Here is a 22,402-nt window from a genome sequence, read left to right as displayed (position 1 = left end):
AAAGTATAGAAAGATGTTCTTTTTTCTTTCTACTAATGCCTTCTACTTAAGCTTTTATTGTAATGATATCTCCATATACTATAACAACAGTATGTTTTGCTTTTACCCTATTTCTAAAAAATAATATGGAGGATTTGAAAAAAGTAGATAAAAAAAATAGGGTGTTTTAAAAGTTCACTGTTGTGTAAGAAAGGACGTTTAATTTTTAACCCAAAATAAACTATGAAAAACGTAAAAAAATGGAATTGTATACTGGTCATTTTTCTGAGTATTGTAACAATTTCTATCCAATCCTGCAGTAAAGATGATGATGCAGCAGGTCCACAGCCGAATTCGAATACAAATACCGAAGGTAATACAGGTGGTAATACAGGAACTGATAGTGGAACTGAAGGTGATGGAGGAAGTATAACTCTTTATAAAGTTGAAGGTGATAAAATAGTAAAAGAAAAGGATTATAAAGTAACCGGGAAATTATTAGAGTTTCAAAAGGATACTAAAAAGCATGAGGAAATATGGAATTTAGTAAAAAAGATAGTTCCGCCAGATTATAGATCAAGAATGAGTGAGTTTGTAATTTTTGCTGGTGAAAATGATGGAACCGCAGGATATGTAGTAGAAAGAACACAAGATCTCTCAAAATGGCAGATGGGTATTGCGATAGATTTTGCATATCAAGGAGGGTTTAATGCAAGAGGAGAACTGGCATATACTATAGTGCACGAATTTGGGCATATCATTACTTTGGATAAAGTGCAGGTCGATTCTTCTGTATCTCAAGGCGACTGCAAAAATTTCTTTACCGGAGAAGGATGTTCTAGGGGTAATTCTAATATTAATAAACTATATCAAAGTCATTGGGCTGATATCTGGGAAGAATTTGGAAAGGTGAATAATCAGAGTGATGCACAAAAATTTTATGATAAATATAAAGAGCGTTATGTAACTCAGTACGCTTCTACCAATCCTGGAGAAGATATTGCAGAGGTCTTTGCTACGTTTGTGACCAGAGCTGGAGGAGTAAATGGAAACAGTAGAGCAGAAAAAAAGGTACAGATGATGTATGATAATGCCGAAATGATAAAGCTGCGAAATTATATAAGAGGAAATATTGCAAAAAGCAGTAGAAGCTTCCTACCTCTTCCGGGATCATGGAAAAATGCAAATACTTTCGGTAATAAGAATAAAACACACTGTAGTATTCACAAGCATTAAAATGATAAAAATGGTATTAATGGTGTGATTATCCGAACCACTAGTACTTAAAAAAAGATAGCGTATGAAATATGTAATGATAGTATTGATAATGGTGAATTTTTCTTGCCAATCTACCAAGAATACCTCTACAGATACTTCAAAAGATGAAGCACTGGTATATTATTCAAAAGGGTCTTGTATGGGAAAATGCCCGGTGTATGATGTGTGGATATATGAAGACGGTTCGGTTTCTTATTCGGGAATACAACACGTTTCTGCAAAAGGAAATATAAAAACAAAATTAAAAGAACAGGAGTTTAGAGCGTTAAAAACAATATTGAATAAAGGTTTAAATGAAGATTTGGCATTTAAAAAAGTGAGAGATTGGCCAATTACTACATTGCGTTTTAATGGTAAAGAGTATAAATATTATTCTTCCAAGATTGATGGTGCCCTAAAAGAAATTGATATCAAATTAAAAAATGCAATAGATAGTATCACACTGGGTTACGAAGGTGATGAACATAAAGAAGGATAGTTTTTGGGTAGGCCTTGAACTAGATGTCTTTAAAAATAGAAGTAATTAAGGGGTAAATAATAAGTAGTAATGATTTGATTTGTAAAGGTTGCCCTTAATTTAGTGTCTATTTATAAACCTGATGAGTTTAACTTGTCAGGTTTTTTTTGTTTGATTAGAATATGATAAGAGCTTTAAAAGTTAGTAACAGTCCATTTTAAGTTGTCCTTTATTTTGATAATAACTTATTGGCTTATTATTGACTTCTCTGCAAATTTCGTCTAGCACATTGATAACCTCTTTTTGCATAATAATAGATCCACAAATTAGTACAACTCCGTTTTTGTCTAATATTTTTGTAATTGGGTTACTATTTCTTTTTAGCAAATGCTGTACATATATTTTTTCTGGCTGGGCTCTTGAATATGCAGGATAAAAAGTAGTTAAATTATTGTTTTTTAAACTGTCTTGAATTACTGCATTATACAATTCAATAGATTGTTTATTTCTTCCTCCCCAAAATAGATGTGTTTTTATTTTCTTATGATTTTCACTAATCATTCCTAAAAAAGGAGCTATTCCTGTTCCGTTTGCAATCATAACGACCTCTTTTGCGTGAGTTGGAAAATTAAAATGAGGATTTCGTTTTATTGATGCCTTAATGCTATCGTTTTGACTAAGCTTACTAAAATAGGTTGAACATATTCCGAATTCATGCTTTTTAATACTCAAAATAATATCGTCATCAATTTTACCAATAGAGTACAAACGTTCTACAGAATCGTTTTCTGGGTAAAAGGATAACAAGTCTCCTGATTGAAATCTTATTTTTTCTTTTGGATGTAAACGCAGTAAAAATGTGTTGTCAATGTTTAGTGGAGATCTATAAACAACCGAAAATAGCTTGTTTTTTTTAGTTTTTATTGCCTTCTGTGGCTGTTTTAAAGGTATTGATAAATCAACATTTTTGCCCCATTGCGATGACCAATCTTTAAAGGTTTCGAAAGATTGATTGTTAATTTTATGCAGTTCTAGAATTGGTTTAAACATTGAATGTGAACGTAACATGTTATCAATATCTATTGCATATTCACAAAAATCTGGATATGCTAAAGAGCCAAAACCCACAACGGAAAAACAAACTTCTTTTTTTTGATTGATTTTCTTAAAAGATTGCTCAAAACTTTTTGCATTTGTAGGAGGTTCCCCTTTACCATAAGTTGCTGTAAATACAATTAAATGCTCTGCTTTTTTATAGGATGAATATTTGTTTAATTCTGAAATAAAGACCGTTTTTCCCAAATCAATCAAAGCATTATAGAAAAGTTTTGCATAATCAAATGTATTTCCGGTTTCTGAGCCAACCAAAATAATGTATTCAGATTTGTCTTTATGATAAACATTTTTTAGGACTAGACTTTTCTTTCTTCGTTTGAAAGCCATTAAAAAACCTGAATACATAAAGAACAGAATAGAACAGCTAGAAATAAGTAAGACAATAGACCATAAGATGCTTCCTTGCCCTGTATGTAATACCAAGCTCCAATGTGATATTAGTGTATTAAAAGGGTATTTTATTTCACTTAATATTTCGCCTGTAAATTGATTAATATTCAACTCCTTATCAGATAGTTTTATGTGGAAATAATCTTCGCGATCATCAGAAAAAGGGAATTCTACTTTTCTAACATTTTTAAGTTGTGTTTGATTAAAAACTTTAAAATCTTTGATTTGCTGTTTGGGAGCTTCTTTTATATTCTCAAAATCAATTTGATGTTTAATTATATTGGATGGTAATAGTGAAAATTTTTCTAATGACAAATACACACCTGTTAGAGCTATTATGATAATAGGAATCAATGTTAACCTACCTATTTGTATGTGGTAATATTGCTCAAAATTCTCTTTTATAACTTTAGAAAAAAAACGGTGTATACCCTGTTGTCTTTTAATAATTAAAAGGATTCCGGTAGTTGCAATTAAAAATAATATGAAAGAAACTAATCCTACAAAAAAACGACCGGTACTTTTTAGGAATAAAGAACGATGTAGGTTGGTAGCAAACTTAAAAACGGGAGCTTTTTCAATAATGTCACCTACCTTTTTACCAGTTAGAGGATCGACATAAAAAGTTTTATTTTTTCCTTCTTTGGTAATTACCGAGGTTGATACAAAATCATTATTATCGATTTCAATTTCAATTATTTCATCATAATTTTTTTGTAGTACTGTTATCGTTTGCGCAAGAGTAATGTTTTTTACGTTGTATGTAGCATAAGGCTCTAGCTGATTCGATATAGGTTCGAATGCTAAAACAATCCCTGTTAAGGAGGCTATAAGTATAAAAGCAAATGAAGATATAGCCAAAGCAAGGTGGCTATATCTCCAAATTGAAATCGTCATTTAGTCGTATTGTTATTGTGGCATCATACGAATATATCGTATAAACCCTTTTCCTTCAACTTTACTTTTTGTGGTCTCAGATGTTAACTCAAACTCTACATCATCTTTATAATACTCTTGATCTTCTACAGCGGTTTCAAAACGTATTTTATAACCAGAGTCAATCTTATTACTTTCAATTTCAATAATATTGATAGATCGTCCACCACCACTTACAGTTGCTCCTGTAATAGCGTCAATATCTTGACGTTTTTTTCCATAAAATTTCCACCAATCGGTAATATCATGATACCATTCTTCATCATCACCTTGTACAAAAAGTGTTTTTTCGTAGTTCCCATTTGGATCTAGTAAAGAAATAACTATATATGCACCTTCTCCTGTATAATTTGTCATTTGTATCATGCATTTATAGGTATTACTTTCTGTAGTACTTTTAAACCCAAATACAGTAAAAATTGCAAGTGCTATTATTGGAAACACTTTAAATGTTACTATTTTTTTCATTCTATTTTAAAAAATTTATATCTACGTTGTTTGTCTTTAATACTTCATTTTCACTTGCCAGATCAAATACAGATTCTTCAAAATCAGTTTTAATGGCCTTATTAGCTCCTATAGATAATAAATATGCTAAGATTTTATTGTTCTTGGCGGTCATTGCTGCTTTATGTAAGACTGTAATTCCTTCTTTATTCTTAGCATTGATATCGATATTATAATCAGGAATCATTTTTAATAACTCTAGATCGTTTTTCTCTATTGCCAAATGATACAATGTATTTCCATTTTTTTGAGGCTTGGTAATATCAAGTCCTTTTTTAGTCAAGGCGTCTATTTTCTTTTTGAATTGATCTACCTTATTTGGATTATACGATTTTAGTGTGTAGTATCCTAGATCATTCCCTTTAGAATCGATTACATTTACATTGGCTTTTTGACTAATTAAAAAATCAACCACGTCTATTGTATTATTTTTTACTGCATTGGTTAATGCAGAATGTCCTTCTTTATTAGTGATATTTATATCATTTGTATTTTTTGCAAATAATTTTATAACCTCTAATGTATTACTATGAGATGCATTTAGCAATGGAGTATTACCTTTATCATCTTTTTGATTAGTATTAACCCCTTTATTTAAAAAATAATTTAAGACTTTAAAATCGTTATTTCTATACGCTAGATTGTGTAGAGGAGTTACTCCATTTTTGTTTGTAATATTTGGTTCAATACCTAAGTTTTCTAAGTATTGAAAGAAGTCTAAAGAATTATAACCTGTTCTGGTGCCTCTACTGGCAAAAATCATTGCATTGTCACCTTTATCATTAAGTTCTTTATAAGAAACACCTTTTTTGATTAATTGGTCTAGCATTTCTATGTTTCCAGTACGTGCAGTGTAATTAAAAACTCCATTTCCATCATCATCTTTGTCATGAATGTCTAAACCTTTTGAAGTAAAATAATCGATAAGAGTAAAATCTTTTAGGGAAGGAGTTACTAACAATAAAGCGTTTGCTCCGTGTTCATCTTTGTCAGTTTGTACATCAATCCCGTTTTTAATGCATAAGTCATAAATTTCTGTATTTGTTTGGCCGGCCGCTGCTGCAAAAGTCAATACCGAAAAGTAATGAGAATCTTTTAAATCCATCCTTGTTTTTTGAGCAATAAGATGTTTCATTAATTCTACATTATTTTTATAAGCTGCCCAAAACACATAGGTTCTTTTATCATGGGTTAGCTTATTAACATCATTCCCTTTTTTAGAAAGTAAGTGTTTTATTATAGCATTATCTGCGTTTTCCAAAATAGCATATACTACAGCATCAAATCCATTTTTATTTAATGCTATTGCATTATTACCTTCTGTTATTTTCTGATCTATAACTTCTATTGAAGGGTTAGTTTCCCAGAATTCTCTTTCTAAAAAAACATTTTTTGTCTGAGCCTGTAAAATATTTACAAACAAAATAAATGCGGCTAATAATTTTATTGTTTTCATTTTTTTTAATTTAAAATTTATATCGCAATACCGTTCCAAAACTAGCAGGTTGAATCCTGTTAAGATATACTGTACGATATGCATTATATCCAATTTCATTAAAAACATTATTTCCGAAAACATCTAAACTTAATTTACTATTAAATTTGTATGATGCTTGTACGTTTACCGTGGTATATGCTTTTAAATCAAATGGCCTAACCCCAGGAACTACTCCAGTATGTGTGTAATTTCTGGACCATACATTATGAGGACGTTCTCCTAAATAATAAGCTCCTGCACCTAAAGACAATCCTTTTACATATTTTTTGAAGTTATAACGTACCCAAAAATTAGCCGTATGTCTAGGTGTATTTAATGGACTAGAATTAAAATAATATGATGCATGGTCTTTATATTTGGCATCTAAATAAGAATAACCTCCAATTATTTCTAAATTAGGCAATACTCTACCTATTAATTCTATTTCAACACCACTTCTGGTATCTTCTCCTCCTTTTAAATAATATCCTAAGAAATTACCTGCTGGGTCGATTGCTTGTAAGTTTAAATTTTTGCTGTAGGTCGAAAAATATGTTATGTTAAAGCGTAAGGCTTTATTTAACCATACCGATTTAATACCTGTTTCAAATTGATCCCAACGTTCTGTACCTAACTCTTTGCCATTAATGTCTCGGTAAAAAGAAGTCATAGGGTTAGAGCTACTGGCATAAGAGCCAAAAATAATAATATTTTCTGTAGGTTTGATATTTAATCCTATTAAAGGATTAAAGGCATCGTCGCGTTTTGCTCCGGTCAAACTTCTTCCTATAAAATTACCTTTGGTTCTTTCTAAGGAGGTATATCGCAATCCTAAAAAGAGATCTACCCATTTTGTAACAGAAATTTTATCTTGAATGGTAAATCCATATGATTTTGTTTTTGATCCTGTAGCTCTTGCAGGATTTGGTGTTACAGTAACACCATTAGGTAAAATATTATTGATAGGTTGAGTGACATCAATGATATCTATATAAGTAGGAGGATCATTATCGGGGTCATTATCAATATCTGGATAGTTAGCCGTATAAGCAGTATTGTCAAAAGTGGTATTTCTATAATCTATTCCTGCCTGAAATGTATGTGTTAAGAACCCTGTTTTTATATCCTTTCCTACCAAATCTATTTGTAAAACACTATTTTTATCACTTCTTCCCTGTGCGTAGTACTCTCGATATCTTTGTGTATTTAATAACTCTGGTAATCCAGATCTTCCACCTCCCTGAAAAGCATAAGAAGTCTCTGCATAGGTCTCTAAATCAGAAGCAAAATACCCAGCTTTTATACTTAGGTCATCATTTATTTCTCGCTCAAAACGTATTGCATACGTAGTATTTACAGAATTATTTCTATCAGATTCGAAGCCTAAAAATTTATCATTTGGTAATTTAAAAATAGTGTTGGTTGCATAATCTCCAAAATTAATGGTTCCTTGGTCTGGAGTTCTACTATCATCCATATAGTCCATTTCCAAAACGATAGACGTTTTTTCATTTGGTTTCCATGCGAGGGAAGGGTTTATGTAAAAACGCTCTGAGTTTACTTTCACTCTATAACTATCTGCTCTATCATATGAACCTGCTACTCTAAAAGCAATGGTTTCCTTTTTGTTTAAAGGGCCATAAAAATCAAATGTGGGACGTACTTTGCCAAAACTACCAACTCTTAAACTTACTTCACCTCCATTGTAAAATTTAGGAGTTTTGGTTACAACATTAATAACTCCTCCTACAGAACCTAAATCACCTCCTAAACCTTGACTGATTGCAGAAATTCCTTTTAATACCTGGATATTGTCGACCCCTGCCATATCAGTAATGACACCAGTCCCTCTAAAATCTGAATTGATTCTAACTCCATTTTTTAATAAAGGAATACCTCTGTACCCTCTTAAAGACATACTTTCTCTTATATTCCCGTATGTAGCAAACGTATAAACACCAGCAACATTTTTGGTAACGTCACTTAGTGTTAAAGCATTTTGTTGATCGATAAGTTTATGTGACAGTACAGAAATACTCTGTAACTGTTCGTTGGGCTGTAAAGGTAATCTGGTAAGTGTTTCTAATTTTTCTGCTCTTTTATTTCTAGAACCAAAGAGCTCAACTTCTTCTAGCTGAGTATCATTTTGTAATACAAAAACAAGACCTGATATATCTCCCGATATAGCCGTCTTTTGACTAAGTTCGTTATATCCAACAGCACTAGCTACTATCTCATAGGTAGCAAAAGGAACATTGTTAATAGTAAAAGTACCATCTTCTTGTGCTTGTGCACCTAGACTGGTTCCTTGGATGAATACATTTGCATAAGGAATCGCCTCATCAGATTCGCTTTTTACAACACCTTGTATAGTGGCTTGACTATACATCAAATTCAAGCCACATAGAAGTAGCAATAGGGGTAATTTTTTAAAGACAGACATGATTGTAATATTTATTGGTTGTGGTTGTGGTTATTGAATTACAAAAGATTCGATGACTTTATTGATATCTTGTTCTTTTATGTATTCGTCAGAAAATAGATGCTTATATAGTGGTTTGTTATCAACTTTTGCTTCTAGTACTAAATTGGCATTTCTTCCAAAAACTTTTTCCCATTTATTGCGAACTAAAGCCCATTTTTGATTGTTTTCTTTCCACCAGTTTGCGGCTACTTTACATTTACTATCGTCTACTTTTACATATGTATTGTATCCTTTTTCCTTAGCCAAAATAACATCAGCTTTACCCGCTTCACGTATTACTTTATCATTATTTTGATCGTGAATCCAACCATTTTTAGTAATCTCATGTCTGTTTCCTCTAACGGTTACATTGTAATCACTTCTTTTAGTATATTCTCGTCTTGGTAGTGGAGCATCTGTTCTGTTTTCCCAAAAACTTTTTCCATCTACATGTACCCAGGTTGCAGAACCTTCATAACGAGGGCTATCGTCTACCTGATATACTTTTTGAGTCCATTGGCCTTTTACATCAGATTTAGATTTACTTTCATAGTTCCAGGAATTATTACCGTTGAACATATAGAAATCTGTGTTTTGAAATATCCAATCTTGTCTCCAATGTTTTACAATATGAGGTTTTGAAGGATCACCTACTTGTAATAAATGCTGAATAGAAATCTTGTTTTTATCCTCCTCAACCAATTGAGCCCATTCTAACCCTTTGGCAATTTTTTGTTTTGAAGGCTTATAAAGAGAATCATTGCTATATTGAAAAGTTTCTGCAAAATTGAAGGTTACTTCATAGCAGCCACACATTTTTTTTATAGCATTTTTATCCTGCTTTTTTTTATCCTGTGCAGTTATCGTAAATACTGCAACTAATAGTAAAAGTGATGAAAGTGTTAATCGTTTCATTTTTGAATATTTTAAAAATTACTAATCCTTATTTAGATTGAATTAAAATAATTATATATTTGTTGCAAATTTATTAAGAATGAATCTAAATAGAAATGAATTTTTGTTTTATTTTTTATTTTTTTGATTCAATTTAATATTCGAGCAAAAAAGAGGGTAGATATTACATCGTAAAGGATATTCAAAGAATTATTATAAACCTTATTTTTTCAAGGTTGTCAATGAGAGTATTGAAAGAGGAAACCAGAAATTAAAGTATACTTTATTAAAATAATAAAGCGTGTTTTTTGTTTTATAACCATAGTGTTAATATAAACTCTCCATATCCTTTGATATGGAGAGTTTTTTTATCCCTAAGACACAAATAGCGGTAAAAACTTAAGCTATGGCACTTATGTAGAGGTAATTATCGCTCTTTTATCAAAAAAGAGCGATTTAGTTATCAATAAACCATATTGTCTGAGTTTTAACTTAATTTTTATGCCATCATTCTCTTACAAACCGTACACTAGTAATTAGCCCGTTTTTTACTTCATAAATGGATAAGTGTAATTATTCATAATCAAAAAAAACCTATAAAGTGTGATAATGATATAGATGAAAGATTTGGGTAAAAAATAAGAAACCTGTAAATCAATTATTTACAGGTTTTATTTGTTTTGTGCAGACAGAAAGATTCAAACTCTCTTACCTAAGATTTTGTTAGTTATTAACTACTTCGCTCTCTGCCATCCTTATATCGATAAGAATTAAACGTTTCTTGTATTGTTTCACTTGCGTATCCTTGCTTGCAATTTCTATGTTATCAATTTCATAAGTAATTATAAACTCTTTTCCTGTAAGTTGTTTTGTACTTAAATCATACTTAGAGATCGCTTTTTTACTTACAAAAGTAAATTCGAGTACCTTTCCCGTATCCTTATTAGTAAAATAATACGCTTTATCAGATTGTCCGCTATAAGTTACCTGTGCTTCTACGATATCATTATTATCTATAGAGGTAAAACTAGCTGTTAATACTACTGCTAAAATTAAAAGAATCTTTTTCATTTTATAATATGATTTTGTTGTTATATATATTGAGACACCAAAAGATAAACAAAGTCACTAATAATTCCAACAAAAAACTCTTTAAGAGTAGACGTAAAATATGTTCTAATCTTTTTTTGTTTAATGAGAAGCCATTATAACTTTGAAAAGTGTGATTTAACAATCAATAAATCAGAAAGCCTTCTGGGCTTGTTTATAGGTCATCTCGCCTTTTTCTACTTGGGATACCACTCCCAATTTAAAGCCTAAATTGTAATCGCGTTGAGTACGCTTCTTGTTAGTGTTTCCTGAATCTTTCATAAATAAGTCAATTTTGTATCCACTTATTTCAGGACGAGACACACCTTAAATAAAAAAAGCCGACTCATAAAGTCGGCTTTTTTTGCTGTGCGGGCGGAGAGACTCGAACTCTCACACCTCGCGGCACTAGATCCTAAGTCTAGCGTGTCTACCAATTCCACCACGCCCGCATTAATACTTTTACAATACTTAGGACTTTCTGTAAAAGTGAGTGCAAATATACATATTCCTTATAAATCTCAAAGAACTTAAATTATTTTTTTTGAAGAATATGAAAAGTAATACATAACAATTTAAGAAACGAAGATATTTTCTTTAGGATCCCTTCGTTTTTTTGGTAGCTACAATCCTGATTTTAGTTGATTAATCAATGCTTTTGATGCTTCGGTATTCATTGCTTTTAGTTCTTTTATCATTTTCAATTTGGTTTCCTCGGTATATTGAAATGGCTTGTTTTCGGCTGTAAAATCATAACCAATTTTTGCAAAGAGGTGATCCGACCATTCATTACGGATGCAATCTATAATTAAATGAATACGATCAGTTGTCCCATTGTTTTCTACTCTATGAAGCAAATTAAAGTTTCCGTACCAACATTCTCCAACACCCATAATCACTTCTTTGTTATTTATGTAAAAATGAACATCCTGATTTGTTGTGATCGGAATATGAATTCTAAAACTTCCATCCTCATATCCCAGATTATGATCTGTATGTTCTTTTATGCTACTATTAGGAGAAAGGTTGAGTAAACGAATAGATTCTTTTTCGCATTCAAAAAGTGCAATTATTTCCTTAAAATAAAGGCAATACTCCAGTAGAGAAGTATTCTTGTAATTATGAGCACCAGATGAGTGCGCATAGATTTGATCGATAGCTCCATTAAGAGATCTAAGTGCAATAGATTTCCAATCTCCAGAATAATCACTTGTATTAAAATGAGAAATAAATGGGTGAGATTTGCAATATGCTAAGTCTTGTAATAGCCGATTTTCAGAAAATGAAAAAGGAAGTTTTAAAAATGCATTCTTCATCGATGGATAACTTGAATAGATAACAGCCAAATTACTTCATTTTTACTACTTTTAGGCGAAAATAAACTCAGATTCATGCAAAACATACAATCTTACGTTCAGGAACATAAAGATCGATTTATAAATGAGCTTTTCGAACTGCTTAAAATTCCATCTGTAAGTGCCGATACGGCATTTAAAGATGATGTAATCAGGACAGCACAAGAGATTAGTAATAGTCTTAAAGAATCGGGATGTGATACTGTAGAAATCTGTGAGACTCCCGGATATCCAATTGTATATGGAGAAAAAATTATTGATAAAAATCTTCCAACAGTGTTGGTTTATGGACATTATGATGTGCAACCAGCAGACCCAATAGAGTTATGGGATAGTCCTCCTTTTGAACCCGTAATTAAAAAGACAGAGATTCATCCCGAAGGAGCCATTTTTGCCAGAGGATCATGTGATGATAAAGGGCAGATGTATATGCACGTAAAGGCGTTAGAAATTATGACCAAGACTAACCAGTTACCGTGTAATGTAAAATTTATGATCGAAGGAGAAGAAGAAGTCGGAAGTAAAAGTTTAAGCTGGTTCGTAGAGCGTAATCAGGATAAGCTGTCAAATGATGTGATTTTAATTAGTGATACAGGTATGATCGCTCAGGATGTTCCTTCTATTACTACCGGGTTAAGAGGATTAAGTTATGTTGAGGTCGAAGTAACGGGACCTAATAGAGATTTACATAGTGGTTTGTATGGCGGTGCGGTTGCAAACCCCATCAATATATTGACTAAGATGATTGCTTCTTTACACGATGAAAATAATCATATTACTATTCCGGGTTTTTATGATAAAGTCGAAAACCTTTCTACAGAAGAAAGAGCTGAAATGGCAAAAGCACCTTTCTCTCTTGATGCATATAAAAAATCACTGGATATCAATGCAGTGTATGGAGAAAAAGGATATACAACCAATGAGCGCAATTCTATTCGACCTACATTAGATGTGAACGGAATCTGGGGAGGCTATACAGGAGAAGGGGCTAAAACAGTTATTACCAGTAAGGCTTATGCCAAAATTTCTATGCGTTTGGTTCCTAATCAAGATTGGGAAGAAATCACAGAATTATTCAAAAATCATTTTGAAAACATTGCACCAGACGCAGTAACGGTAAAAGTAACTCCGCATCATGGTGGGCAAGGCTATGTAACTCCAATAGATAATATTGGATATAAAGCAGCTAGTAAAGCATATCAGGATACCTTTGGTAAAACACCAATCCCACAACGCAGTGGGGGTAGTATTCCTATTGTTTCTTTATTCGAAAAAGAATTAAAAAGTAAAACAATCTTAATGGGATTTGGCTTAGATAGTGATGCAATACACTCTCCTAATGAACATTTTGGAGTTTGGAACTACTTAAAAGGAATAGAAACGATTCCTTTCTTTTATAAATATTTTACAGAATTGAGTAAGTAAGATTCTTACATAAATTAAAATAATAATGGCGTTACCCTGATTTTTAATCAGGGTCGGGCTATTCGCTATATCTTTTTTGTACCAGTCAAACATTTCTTTCAGAGATTTAGGGGTGCCAAAAAAGGATGCCACTACTATCCCTAACGCATAAGAAACCTGATTAAATTCGAATTATAGATGAGATGATTTTTTTGTTTTATCTATTAGTTTTGCATAATGAGTGAAACAACCTACATGAAAATTGTAGTCCATACTTTTTGTCGAAAATGCAAAATATATTGCTTTTTTACCTTTTTTTAATCGTATTTTTAAAAGAGTAAAATTCCCCCTAATTTCTATTTCTTCAAAACTCTATAGTAAACATTATTTGGATCAATGTGCATTTAAAAAATCAATTTTTAATAGTAATAAACATTCCAATGAAAAAAACAGTATTAGGGTTTTCGGCTTTATTAAGTGTGGCATTTACTTTTGCCCAGACTAATGTTACAGATATCAACCAAACCGGAAAAGGAAATGAGACAGAAATTTCTCAGAAAGGAGCAAACAACACGTTAACGATTGTTCAGGAAGGTAATGTTAACAAAGCAAAAGTAGAGCAGGGAATAGAAGGATCTACAAAAGGAAATGGTATGATTAGCCAAATCCAGACTGGAGATCAAAATGATGTATATGTTATGCAACAAGGAGATTTTAATGTAGTATATCAAAATCAGCTAGGAGCATCAAATAGTGCAGAAGCTACTCAGTATTCAGATATTTTAGAAAGTAAAATCAAACAAACTCAAATAGGAAATAATAACAAAGCAGCGGCAATACAGGGTGAAGGTTCAATATTTGCAGTAAATGTTAAAAATAATATTGATCAAACACAAAGAGGAAATTTTAATACGGCAAAGGCAAGTCAATCTAACAATGATTCTAATCTTAGAATCATTACACAAAATCAAGAAGGAGAATTTAATCAAGCTATTGCAGATCAGAGTTCGATTTCGGGATATAGTTTTAATATTGAGCAAGAGCAATCTGGAGAATACAATAGTGCCGTAGCAACCCAATATGGGGGAAGCTTTAGTCTAAGTAGTATTGTTCAGGATCAAAAAGGATCAGGAAATACTGTAGACGCTAGTCAGCTATCACAACCACATGGTTTTGGAGATAATTTCATTACTCAATCACAAAACGGAAATTATAATGTGGCTACTGCGATCCAGAATAATGGACATGCTATTACACAAACTCAAATAGGAGATTTTAATCAAGCCTTTGCTCAACAGGAACCAAGAGAATTTTCTGTAATTGATCAATACCAGGAAGGAATAAGAAATATAGCATATGCCTCTAAAGATAAAATAGATCAGTTTGGTACACGACCTTCTTATATTTCTCAAAACCAGGTAGGAGAAGATAATCAAGCTTCAGTTAATCTGGGAGGTAGAGGTTTTGTGACTCAGAAACAAGAAGGGATAAGAAATGATGCTTCTTCAACACATGTTTATGCCTTTAACGTTGGAACCTATCAAAAGCAGGTAGGTGAAGACAATAAAGCTGTTATAAGTAGTTCATTTAGCTCTTCTTCTCAGAGCTCAGAAGTCATGATAGAGCAAAATCAAGTAGGAAGTTATAATGAAGCCACGGCCATTCTACAAGAGGGAATTGATAGTAGGATTACACAAACCCAGGAAGGAGAAAGAAATACAGTAGTAGCTCAAAGTATTGGAGATGGAAATCAAATAATGAGTATACAAAAAGGATTATCTAATGCCATTGAACAAACTCAAATGGAAGGAGGGACCAATACTATGGAAGCTACACAAAATAATATAAGCCTTAGTGGAGAAGAGAACCTTTTATCTCAGTTGCAACATGGAAATAAGAATATGATGATTTCTGCTCAGAATGGATCATTTAATAGTACTGATGTCACTCAAGTAGGAGATTTCAATACTCTTACTACACAACAAATTGGTAATGCTAATAGTTTAGCTGTTTCTCAAGAAGGGACCTCATTATCGGTAACGATAGTTCAAGAAGGAAATGGTAATAGTTCGATTATTTCTCAATAATTTAATTAAATATTAGATGTAGCTTATCAATAGCTAACAGAGCAATAAAAACAAATAAACACCCTTAATCTAGGGTGCTTATTTGCCTTCTTTTTTATTGAAAAGAAACAGTAATTATGTCTTAGTCTTATTTTATTAGTAGTATAAATGTTAAAATAATGTGAAACAGATAACATAGTATGGTGTTTGGTTATAATAGTATAACCCTAAATGCTTCAATAGTTTTAATTTTCATAATTAACTATAACACAAAATCAATACGGTTATGAAAACTAAAACTATTATTTTAGCAGCTATGCTATTTACTTATGTTTCGTCTCTTCTGGGGCAACAACAAGTAGACGCAAAAAGATGTGAGGCAAGTAATGCCAATGCGTATATTTTTTCGGCAAATCCCAAAGCAAAAGCCGAATATGAAAACTTTAATAAGTTTACCAAAAATTATGTTCAGAGTAAAGCTTTTTCTCAAAAAGCAGCAGAAACGTATACCATACCTGTAGTAGTTCATGTATATGGTACTACACAACACGGGAAGACCGTTGATTATGATAAGATAAAAGGAGCTCTTGATGCGTTAAATAAAGATTTTAACGGACTTAACGATGATTTTAATTCAATTGATCCCGTTTTTGATGGTCGTAAATCAACATTAAGTGTACGATTCGCATTGGCTAAAATTGATCCTAATGGCGGTAGTACTAATGGGGTAATTATCCATCCAGTAGCTTCTGGAATGGGAAATTATAGTAGCCCTGTTGTTGCTTCAGACGGATGGGACAATTATAAATATATGAATGTGTATATCACGGGTGATTTGTATGGTGATGGAGTTTCAAACAATTCTGGAGTAGCATGGTATCCAAACACAACAATGTCGGATGCGAATATTGCAAGAGTAGTTTATAACGGACAATATTTACACGGTAATACCAATAAAGAATTTGCATCTGTATTTACACATGAGTTTGGGCATTGGCTTAATTTAATACATACTTTTGAAGGTGGGTGTGATGATCCTAACGGAGATGAAGTTGCTGATACTCCAAAAGAAGATTCTAACTCGGGAGATAAAGGATGTACAGTAGGAGCTAGTGAGTGTGGGAATTTGATTAACTATGAAAATTATATGGGATATGATTCTGCTGCAGGGTGCGCAAAAATGTATACTCAGGGGCAGGTAAATAGAATGCTTGCAGCATTACAACACCCAACAAGAAAACCATTATGGCAACCAGCTAACCTGACAGCTACAGGGGTAAATCTTACAGGAGCCTCACTAGTAGCAAATAATAATACTGTTGAAGAATCTTTATCTAATAATGGAACCTTAGTAGATGATTCTTATGATATAGATATACAAGGAGGTACTTATTCATTAAGCTCTGGAGCATTAACACAAGGAACGCATTTCACTTCAAGCCTTCCTCAAGGATTTTCTCCTACAATTACCGTAATTAGTAATACAAAAATAAGAGTAAAATTTAGTGGAAGCACTAATAACCATGGTGCTGCTGATAATGCTTCAGGTACAATCACTCTTAAAAATGCTATTATTTCAGGTGGGACAAGTACATTAAATTCTGATAAAGTACTGTTTAATTTCTCATTTTATGATCCTTTTAAAGTGGTTTATGTAGATAATAGTGATCTTACAGTTGATGCTACTACAACATGGAAGCCATTTACCGATGCAAATATTCCATCTTTAGGAGGAGGAACAAATTACGGAGGATTATTTTACAATGCTTCTGGGCATCCAAGTGGTCAGCCTGCATTACAATTCGAAAACTATAAAGCTGCAATGATTACTGTAGGAAGTACAAAAAGGGTTGCAAATCTACCAGTAGATACACCAATTAGTACTACTAGTAATTGGGTAGATGGAGGAGCATATCCTGATTTACATGAGATTAGAACAAATTCATATACCAATTGGGATGGACAAACAGGGTATGCAGGATTTAGATTTATTAAAAATGCAAAAGAATATCACGGTTGGCTTCGATTTCAGGTAAATGCTAGTGGAAATTCGTACACATTATTAGATTATGCATATAGTACAGAACCTTATGGTACTATTAAAGCAGGAAGTAAAGAATTAGGGGCAACTCCTACTTGTAATGATGGGATCCAGAATGGGGATGAAACAGGAGTAGACTGTGGAGGATCGTGTACACCATGCAGTACACCAATAACATACTGTGATTCTAATGGAAAAAGTGTATCAGACGAATATATCGGTAGAGTGCAGTTAGGAACAATTGATAATACATCTACCGGTTCTACTGGAGGGTATGGAGATTACACTTCTGTATCTACTACATTATCTAAAGGGTCTTCTCAGACCATTACTATTACTCCAACTTGGTCAGGAACAGTATACTCAGAAGGGTATAGTGTATGGATTGATTATAATCAAGATGGGGATTTTGCTGATGCAGACGAGCAGGTATGGAGTAAAGCAGCTTCAAAAGATACCCCAGTAAGTGGTAGTTTTACTGTTCCATCTGGTGCCATAAATGGAAACACCAGAATGAGAGTATCTATGAAATACAATGGTATCCCAACGGCATGCGAATCTTTTAGCTACGGAGAGGTAGAAGACTACACAGTAACCATAGGAACAGGAGGATCTAATCCTACCTGTACAGATGGTATTCAGAACGGAGATGAAACAGGAGTAGATTGTGGTGGATCGTGTACCCCTTGTGCTACTAACGATGGAGTTATCTATGTAAATAATGAAGATATCGCTGTAAACTCATCAAGTACCTGGAATTTCTTCAGAATAGAAGTAGGAGACGATAATGGGTTTGGTGCATGGTTTTCTAGTAATTCGGTACGATTGGTAACTTATAATAAAGATGTAGTATGCGAAGGTAGTAGCAGAAATGTAACCATGATTGGTGAAGGAGTACAAGTAGGAGCTTCTAGTAATTTTGTTGCAGAATCTAATAGTTATGTAGTAAGCTCTTCTTCATATACGAGTTGGAATGGTAAATCAGGCTACATAGGATTTACTTTTAAAATTAGCGGCAATACACATTATGGATGGTTTTATGCTACTGTAGCAAATGATGGGTTATCGTATACTATATTGGATTATGCATATAACACTAATGCAGGTCAAGGACTTACAACCAAAAGGCCAGCAGCAGCAGGTCCAGAAAAAGCAGAGAATTTGGTTAAGGTATACCCTAATTCATTTACCGAGACTACAAATATTGACCTGACAAAATTAGGTAAAGAAAGGTTTACTATGAGTGTATATGATCTTTTAGGAAGACGTATTTACCATAAAAACTATGACAGAAATCCTGGAGTACTTCCTTTTGGAGGAGCAATAACCGAAAAAGGAAATTATTTCGTAAAAATAACATCAAAAGGAGCTTCAGAAATACACACAATTGTAAAAAAATAACCTAATAAACCTGGTTATAGATTAGACAGTATGAAGCGGGTGACAGTTACTTATACTGCACACCCGCTTTTTTATTTAGAAATAAATTTGTTATCGTTTGATCAGTAATTTTTTAGAAATCGAAATTCCGTTATTAGTCGATATAATAATATAATACAAACCTTCTTTAAGAGTTTGAACATTTACATTGTTTTTGGTAGATGAGATATCTTGCTTTAGTTTTATAGCTCCCAAAATGTCATAAACTTTAATAGATGCATTATCTAGATTTTTTAGAGAGTATGTAGAAATAGTGAACTCATGATTTGTAGGATTTGGGTGTATTACAAAATCCTCAAATTCAGGTTTGTCTATGGCAGAAACACTTTTATTTTCTTCTATTGATGTGGATTCTACTTCTCTAGAAGTTGTACAATTTTGAATTTTTGCAGTAAATTTTGACCCACTTGAAGCTTTGAAACCAGTTGAGAGTGTCACTTTTTGACCAGCAGTATATGTTGCAATACCACCATTTGAGATGGTATTATTTGCTGTTAACATATTTGCGGCTTCTTGATTATCAGTGGTTCCTGACGGAACATTTTGAGTCACAGTCAAATTATCAGGACATCCATTTGATGGGAGAGCATTTGGAGGTAAGTCATTACCCAAATTCTGAATAATTTCTTCAATAGGTACTCCTCTGTTTGGGCAATTGGCGCAATGGTGTAAAGCAACTACAAGATCATCACCATATCCCAAAACAGGAGATCCAGAAGATCCACCTTGGGTATCGGCAAAATATCCTATATCATTACCACTTCCACCACAACGAGGTCGAGTTAAAGAAAATATACGGGCTACACCTCCTTGATCATTTGTATTTGTAGAAAGTAATGCAATTCGTTTACCCCAAGCTCGTGGATGTTGAGGGATATAGATACGTTCGTTTATAACCGCACCAGTATTTCTTAATTGTAGAAACCCATAGTTTTGCGGTAAATTAGTAGTCGTGTTTAATTGTAAAAGAGCATAATCTAATGGTGCATTTGCACGAATAAGATTTGCAGATGTAGCCTCAACGGTACCTGAACAGGCAAGCCAAGAATCACAATTTGAATTACAATTTGCACCTTGTGCCATGAATTCTACAGTCACATTATTAGCATCAGCTTGGTTTTGGATACAATGTTCATTGGTCATTAATTGACCATTATCTCCGATTAACCAACCTGTACAAGCAGATGTTCCGTTAATTAGTAATCTGGCTACTGCGCGTGAACGATTATAGGCATTAGGCTCGTTATTTGAATAACAAATAGCATTTCTAGAGTCATCAGCTCCACAAAGAGCTTCATCCTGTTCAGCTCGTATTGATTCTAAAGGATATCCTTTTGCAACTATATCAATAATATACCCAAATCCTCCTTTAGAATTACTACTAAATATCTCAATGATCATTTTATCATCATAAATAGGAATACTCCAAAAACTATTACCTCTTTTCTGAATTGTATTATCAGAGTATTTCCAGGATCTAGTATTGTTTACATCTCTTACAACGATATAGTCATTTGCTGCTAATTGTATTTTACTGAAATGTACCGCCACATAACCTGCATCTTTTTGAGATACTTCTTGACTCCAGACCATCTTATGTACACTGGTCATGTTACCCTGATAAGGATGCGGACTTTGGTGAGTGCTAGTAACTTCTTCTCCTACTTTGGTCTGCGCTTGAATACTACAAGCAATTAATAAACAGATACCGTATAAATATTTTTTCATCGTTTAGTTTTGATTTTTTAATTGTAAGTTTTCCTTTTCTAATTCATCGACCCTTTTATTTATTTCGATAATGTATAGAGTTAACTCTTCAATTTTTTGAAGAAGTTTTGCATCCATTTCTCCTAAGAAAATTCCATTTTCTTGCACTTCTGATGCACTGGGAATATCTTTTAAATGTCTATTTTCTTTAATATGATTTTCAACTTCTTTTAGAGTAGGTAATTTGTAATCGTCATAGAAAACAAAATCAGACCAAGTCCCTGCTTCTACAACCATCTCTCTTGCACCTATGGATCCTTCGACAGCTAACCTATGAGAACCGGTATTTGTTGTTCCTATTCCGACTTTACCACCACTTTTTATGGTCATCCATTCTTTGGCTATTTGATCGGTTGGAGTATATCCTCTAAAAACAAATCCTCCATCGGTCGCTCCGTTTGAAGAATTACTATCTTGCATTTCAAAGATGATAGCATCGAGGTATTGTCCAAAGTATTCAGTATCTCCGAATAATCTGAATCCTTCACCAATATTCATTTTTAGGTCACCATTTACATGTAGTTTTGATACTGGGTCAGAAGTTCCTATTCCAACTTTACCGCCGCTTTTTATGGTCATCCATTCTTTGGCTATTTGATCGGTTGGAGTATATCCTCTAAAAACAAACCCTCCATCGGTTGCTCCGTTAGAAGAATTGCCATCCTGCATTTCAAAAATGATAGCATCAAGATATTGTCCAAAGTATTCGGTGTCTCCGAATAATCTAAATCCTTCTCCAATATTCATTTTCACATCTCCATTTACATGTAACTTAGAAGATGGAGTTGTAGTCCCAATACCAACATTTCCATTGGGAGCCTCGGTGATCTGTGCTTTTGTAGCTAGTCCTGTACAAACAAGAGTTAAAATAAAAATCCAGTTTTTCATAATTTTACTAAGTTTAATTAGATTTTTATTTTTTAGATTCTATTAGCTTTTCAAGCTGATCTAATCTTTCCTCAATAGATTTTAATCTTTTGATTTCTTTTTCTTGTTGAATGGTGTAAAGCGTTAATTCTTCTACTTTCTGAAGAAGTTTAGCATTCATTTCTCCTATCGAAATTCCTTTTTTTAATACTTCTTTTTCTGAAGGAATGTTTTTTAGGTGCCCGTTAGTTTTTATATGCTGTTCAACCTCTTCTAAACTCGGTAGTATATAATCAGATTCGAATACGAAATCTGACCAAACATTAGGCTTTACTATGACTTCTTTGGTTTTTGTGGTTCCGTCAATGGCTAAATTCCCTCCAGAAACACCAAGAGTATTATTATCTCTTAAGATTAGCCTCATATCATAGTCAGTTGTAGGATCATTAGAGAAATCAAAATAAGGAACTCCATTACCTCTTAGTTCAATAGAAGCACCTTGATCGGTATTTATTATAGCTCCGGTATTTCCCCAACTAATACTCTGGCCTGTAGATAGCTTATTACTCATTTTAACATCGCCGCCTTCAAAAGAAAGTAAGTTATCATTCCTAAGGATTAATCTCATATCATAGTCGGTAGTAGGGTCATTAGAGAAATCGAAATAAGGAACTCCATCGCCTCTTAGTTCAACAGAAGCACCCTGGTCTGTATTTATAATGGCTCCTGTGCTTCCCCATTTGATTTGTTTAGTCACAGTAAGTTTGCCATTAATAATTTGATCTTGAGCCGTAAGGTTAAGTACAGCTATAAAAAAACATAGAATTAAACTTGATAATTTTTTCATCGTTTTGGTTTTAAGAGTTATCGAATGA

General features: G+C 32.9%; 15 protein-coding genes, 1 tRNA gene and 1 pseudogene. 5 read left to right on the top strand and 12 right to left on the bottom strand.

Going from position 1 to position 22,402, the window contains the following annotated elements:
• Positions 1-222 precede the first annotated feature (222 nt).
• On the top strand, positions 223-1,215 hold the full coding sequence (locus tag AAFU52_RS06085) for a hypothetical protein (RefSeq protein WP_438425854.1): 993 nt from the start codon (positions 223-225) through the stop codon (positions 1,213-1,215).
• 64 nt (positions 1,216-1,279) lie between these two features.
• On the top strand, positions 1,280-1,735 hold the full coding sequence (locus AAFU52_RS06080; protein ID WP_152538419.1) for a DUF6438 domain-containing protein: 456 nt from the start codon (positions 1,280-1,282) through the stop codon (positions 1,733-1,735).
• A 180-nt stretch (positions 1,736-1,915) separates the two neighbouring features.
• Here AAFU52_RS06080 and AAFU52_RS06075 read toward each other — a convergent pair whose 3' ends face one another.
• From AAFU52_RS06075 to AAFU52_RS06035, 9 genes and pseudogenes are all read right to left on the bottom strand, one after another.
• Positions 1,916-4,117 carry a PepSY domain-containing protein gene (locus tag AAFU52_RS06075; protein WP_438425853.1) on the bottom strand — a complete coding sequence of 734 codons (2,202 nt, stop codon included), beginning with the start codon at positions 4,115-4,117 and terminating at the stop codon, positions 1,916-1,918.
• Positions 4,118-4,129: 12 nt separating this feature from the next.
• The gene (locus AAFU52_RS06070; protein WP_438425852.1) at positions 4,130-4,624 is read right to left on the bottom strand and encodes a DUF2271 domain-containing protein; all 495 of its coding nucleotides are present in this window, start codon (positions 4,622-4,624) and stop codon (positions 4,130-4,132) included.
• A 1-nt stretch (position 4,625) separates the two neighbouring features.
• Complete coding sequence (locus tag AAFU52_RS06065; protein WP_438425851.1) at positions 4,626-6,119, bottom strand: ankyrin repeat domain-containing protein; 1,494 nt, start codon at positions 6,117-6,119, stop codon at positions 4,626-4,628.
• Between the two features lie 10 nt (positions 6,120-6,129).
• Positions 6,130-8,583: a TonB-dependent siderophore receptor gene (locus AAFU52_RS06060; RefSeq protein WP_438425850.1), complete on the bottom strand. Its 2,454-nt coding sequence runs from the start codon at positions 8,581-8,583 to the stop codon at positions 6,130-6,132.
• Positions 8,584-8,613: 30 nt separating this feature from the next.
• Positions 8,614-9,519, bottom strand: a complete 906-nt coding sequence (locus tag AAFU52_RS06055; RefSeq protein ID WP_024768095.1) for a DUF6607 family protein — start codon at positions 9,517-9,519, stop codon at positions 8,614-8,616.
• A gap of 702 nt (positions 9,520-10,221) precedes the next feature.
• A complete protein-coding gene (locus tag AAFU52_RS06050) occupies positions 10,222-10,569 on the bottom strand; it encodes a hypothetical protein (RefSeq protein WP_024768094.1) in 348 nt (115 codons plus the stop codon).
• A gap of 174 nt (positions 10,570-10,743) precedes the next feature.
• Positions 10,744-10,869, bottom strand: a pseudogene (locus AAFU52_RS06045) (IS3 family transposase); the annotation flags it as partial.
• An 88-nt stretch (positions 10,870-10,957) separates the two neighbouring features.
• A tRNA-Leu gene (locus tag AAFU52_RS06040) sits at positions 10,958-11,039 on the bottom strand.
• Positions 11,040-11,210: 171 nt separating this feature from the next.
• On the bottom strand, positions 11,211-11,903 hold the full coding sequence (locus AAFU52_RS06035) for an aspartyl/asparaginyl beta-hydroxylase domain-containing protein (RefSeq protein ID WP_438425849.1): 693 nt from the start codon (positions 11,901-11,903) through the stop codon (positions 11,211-11,213).
• 75 nt (positions 11,904-11,978) lie between these two features.
• On the opposite strand from AAFU52_RS06035, the gene AAFU52_RS06030 reads away from it, so the two are divergent.
• From AAFU52_RS06030 to AAFU52_RS06020, 3 genes are all read left to right on the top strand, one after another.
• On the top strand, positions 11,979-13,367 hold the full coding sequence (locus AAFU52_RS06030; protein WP_438425848.1) for a dipeptidase: 1,389 nt from the start codon (positions 11,979-11,981) through the stop codon (positions 13,365-13,367).
• A 419-nt stretch (positions 13,368-13,786) separates the two neighbouring features.
• Entirely contained in the window at positions 13,787-15,433 is a 1,647-nt protein-coding gene (locus AAFU52_RS06025) for a hypothetical protein (RefSeq protein ID WP_438425847.1), read from the top strand.
• A 265-nt stretch (positions 15,434-15,698) separates the two neighbouring features.
• The gene (locus AAFU52_RS06020; protein WP_438425846.1) at positions 15,699-18,854 is read left to right on the top strand and encodes a M43 family zinc metalloprotease; all 3,156 of its coding nucleotides are present in this window, start codon (positions 15,699-15,701) and stop codon (positions 18,852-18,854) included.
• A 90-nt stretch (positions 18,855-18,944) separates the two neighbouring features.
• Here AAFU52_RS06020 and AAFU52_RS06015 read toward each other — a convergent pair whose 3' ends face one another.
• From AAFU52_RS06015 to AAFU52_RS06005, 3 genes are read right to left on the bottom strand one after another with little or no spacing between them, the layout of a single operon-like run.
• Entirely contained in the window at positions 18,945-20,621 is a 1,677-nt protein-coding gene (locus AAFU52_RS06015; protein ID WP_024772523.1) for a 3-coathanger stack domain-containing protein, read from the bottom strand.
• A gap of 3 nt (positions 20,622-20,624) precedes the next feature.
• Positions 20,625-21,548 (bottom strand): hypothetical protein, encoded by a 924-nt coding sequence (locus AAFU52_RS06010; RefSeq protein ID WP_438425845.1) that lies wholly within the window; start codon positions 21,546-21,548, stop codon positions 20,625-20,627.
• Positions 21,549-21,573: 25 nt separating this feature from the next.
• Positions 21,574-22,374: a hypothetical protein gene (locus AAFU52_RS06005; protein ID WP_024772521.1), complete on the bottom strand. Its 801-nt coding sequence runs from the start codon at positions 22,372-22,374 to the stop codon at positions 21,574-21,576.
• Positions 22,375-22,402 lie beyond the last annotated feature (28 nt).

This window comes from Aquimarina macrocephali, from assembly GCF_051627225.1.
GTDB lineage: Bacteria > Bacteroidota > Bacteroidia > Flavobacteriales > Flavobacteriaceae > Aquimarina > Aquimarina macrocephali.
This window is presented reverse-complemented; position numbering and strand designations above follow the sequence as displayed.

Bases quoted from the DNA above. Each gene is read 5' to 3' on its own strand.
- AAFU52_RS06080 (WP_152538419.1), top strand. From the start codon at position 1,280: ATGAAATATGTAATGATAGTATTGATAATGGTGAATTTTTCTTGCCAA.
- AAFU52_RS06085 (WP_438425854.1), top strand. From the start codon at position 223: ATGAAAAACGTAAAAAAATGGAATTGTATACTGGTCATTTTTCTGAGT.
- AAFU52_RS06035 (WP_438425849.1), bottom strand. From the start codon at position 11,903: ATGAAGAATGCATTTTTAAAACTTCCTTTTTCATTTTCTGAAAATCGG.
- AAFU52_RS06020 (WP_438425846.1), top strand. From the start codon at position 15,699: ATGAAAACTAAAACTATTATTTTAGCAGCTATGCTATTTACTTATGTT.
- AAFU52_RS06030 (WP_438425848.1), top strand. From the start codon at position 11,979: ATGCAAAACATACAATCTTACGTTCAGGAACATAAAGATCGATTTATA.
- AAFU52_RS06075 (WP_438425853.1), bottom strand. From the start codon at position 4,117: ATGACGATTTCAATTTGGAGATATAGCCACCTTGCTTTGGCTATATCT.
- AAFU52_RS06055 (WP_024768095.1), bottom strand. From the start codon at position 9,519: ATGAAACGATTAACACTTTCATCACTTTTACTATTAGTTGCAGTATTT.
- AAFU52_RS06060 (WP_438425850.1), bottom strand. From the start codon at position 8,583: ATGTCTGTCTTTAAAAAATTACCCCTATTGCTACTTCTATGTGGCTTG.
- AAFU52_RS06010 (WP_438425845.1), bottom strand. From the start codon at position 21,548: ATGAAAAACTGGATTTTTATTTTAACTCTTGTTTGTACAGGACTAGCT.
- AAFU52_RS06015 (WP_024772523.1), bottom strand. From the start codon at position 20,621: ATGAAAAAATATTTATACGGTATCTGTTTATTAATTGCTTGTAGTATT.
- AAFU52_RS06005 (WP_024772521.1), bottom strand. From the start codon at position 22,374: ATGAAAAAATTATCAAGTTTAATTCTATGTTTTTTTATAGCTGTACTT.
- AAFU52_RS06025 (WP_438425847.1), top strand. From the start codon at position 13,787: ATGAAAAAAACAGTATTAGGGTTTTCGGCTTTATTAAGTGTGGCATTT.
- AAFU52_RS06070 (WP_438425852.1), bottom strand. From the start codon at position 4,624: ATGAAAAAAATAGTAACATTTAAAGTGTTTCCAATAATAGCACTTGCA.
- AAFU52_RS06050 (WP_024768094.1), bottom strand. From the start codon at position 10,569: ATGAAAAAGATTCTTTTAATTTTAGCAGTAGTATTAACAGCTAGTTTT.
- AAFU52_RS06065 (WP_438425851.1), bottom strand. From the start codon at position 6,119: ATGAAAACAATAAAATTATTAGCCGCATTTATTTTGTTTGTAAATATT.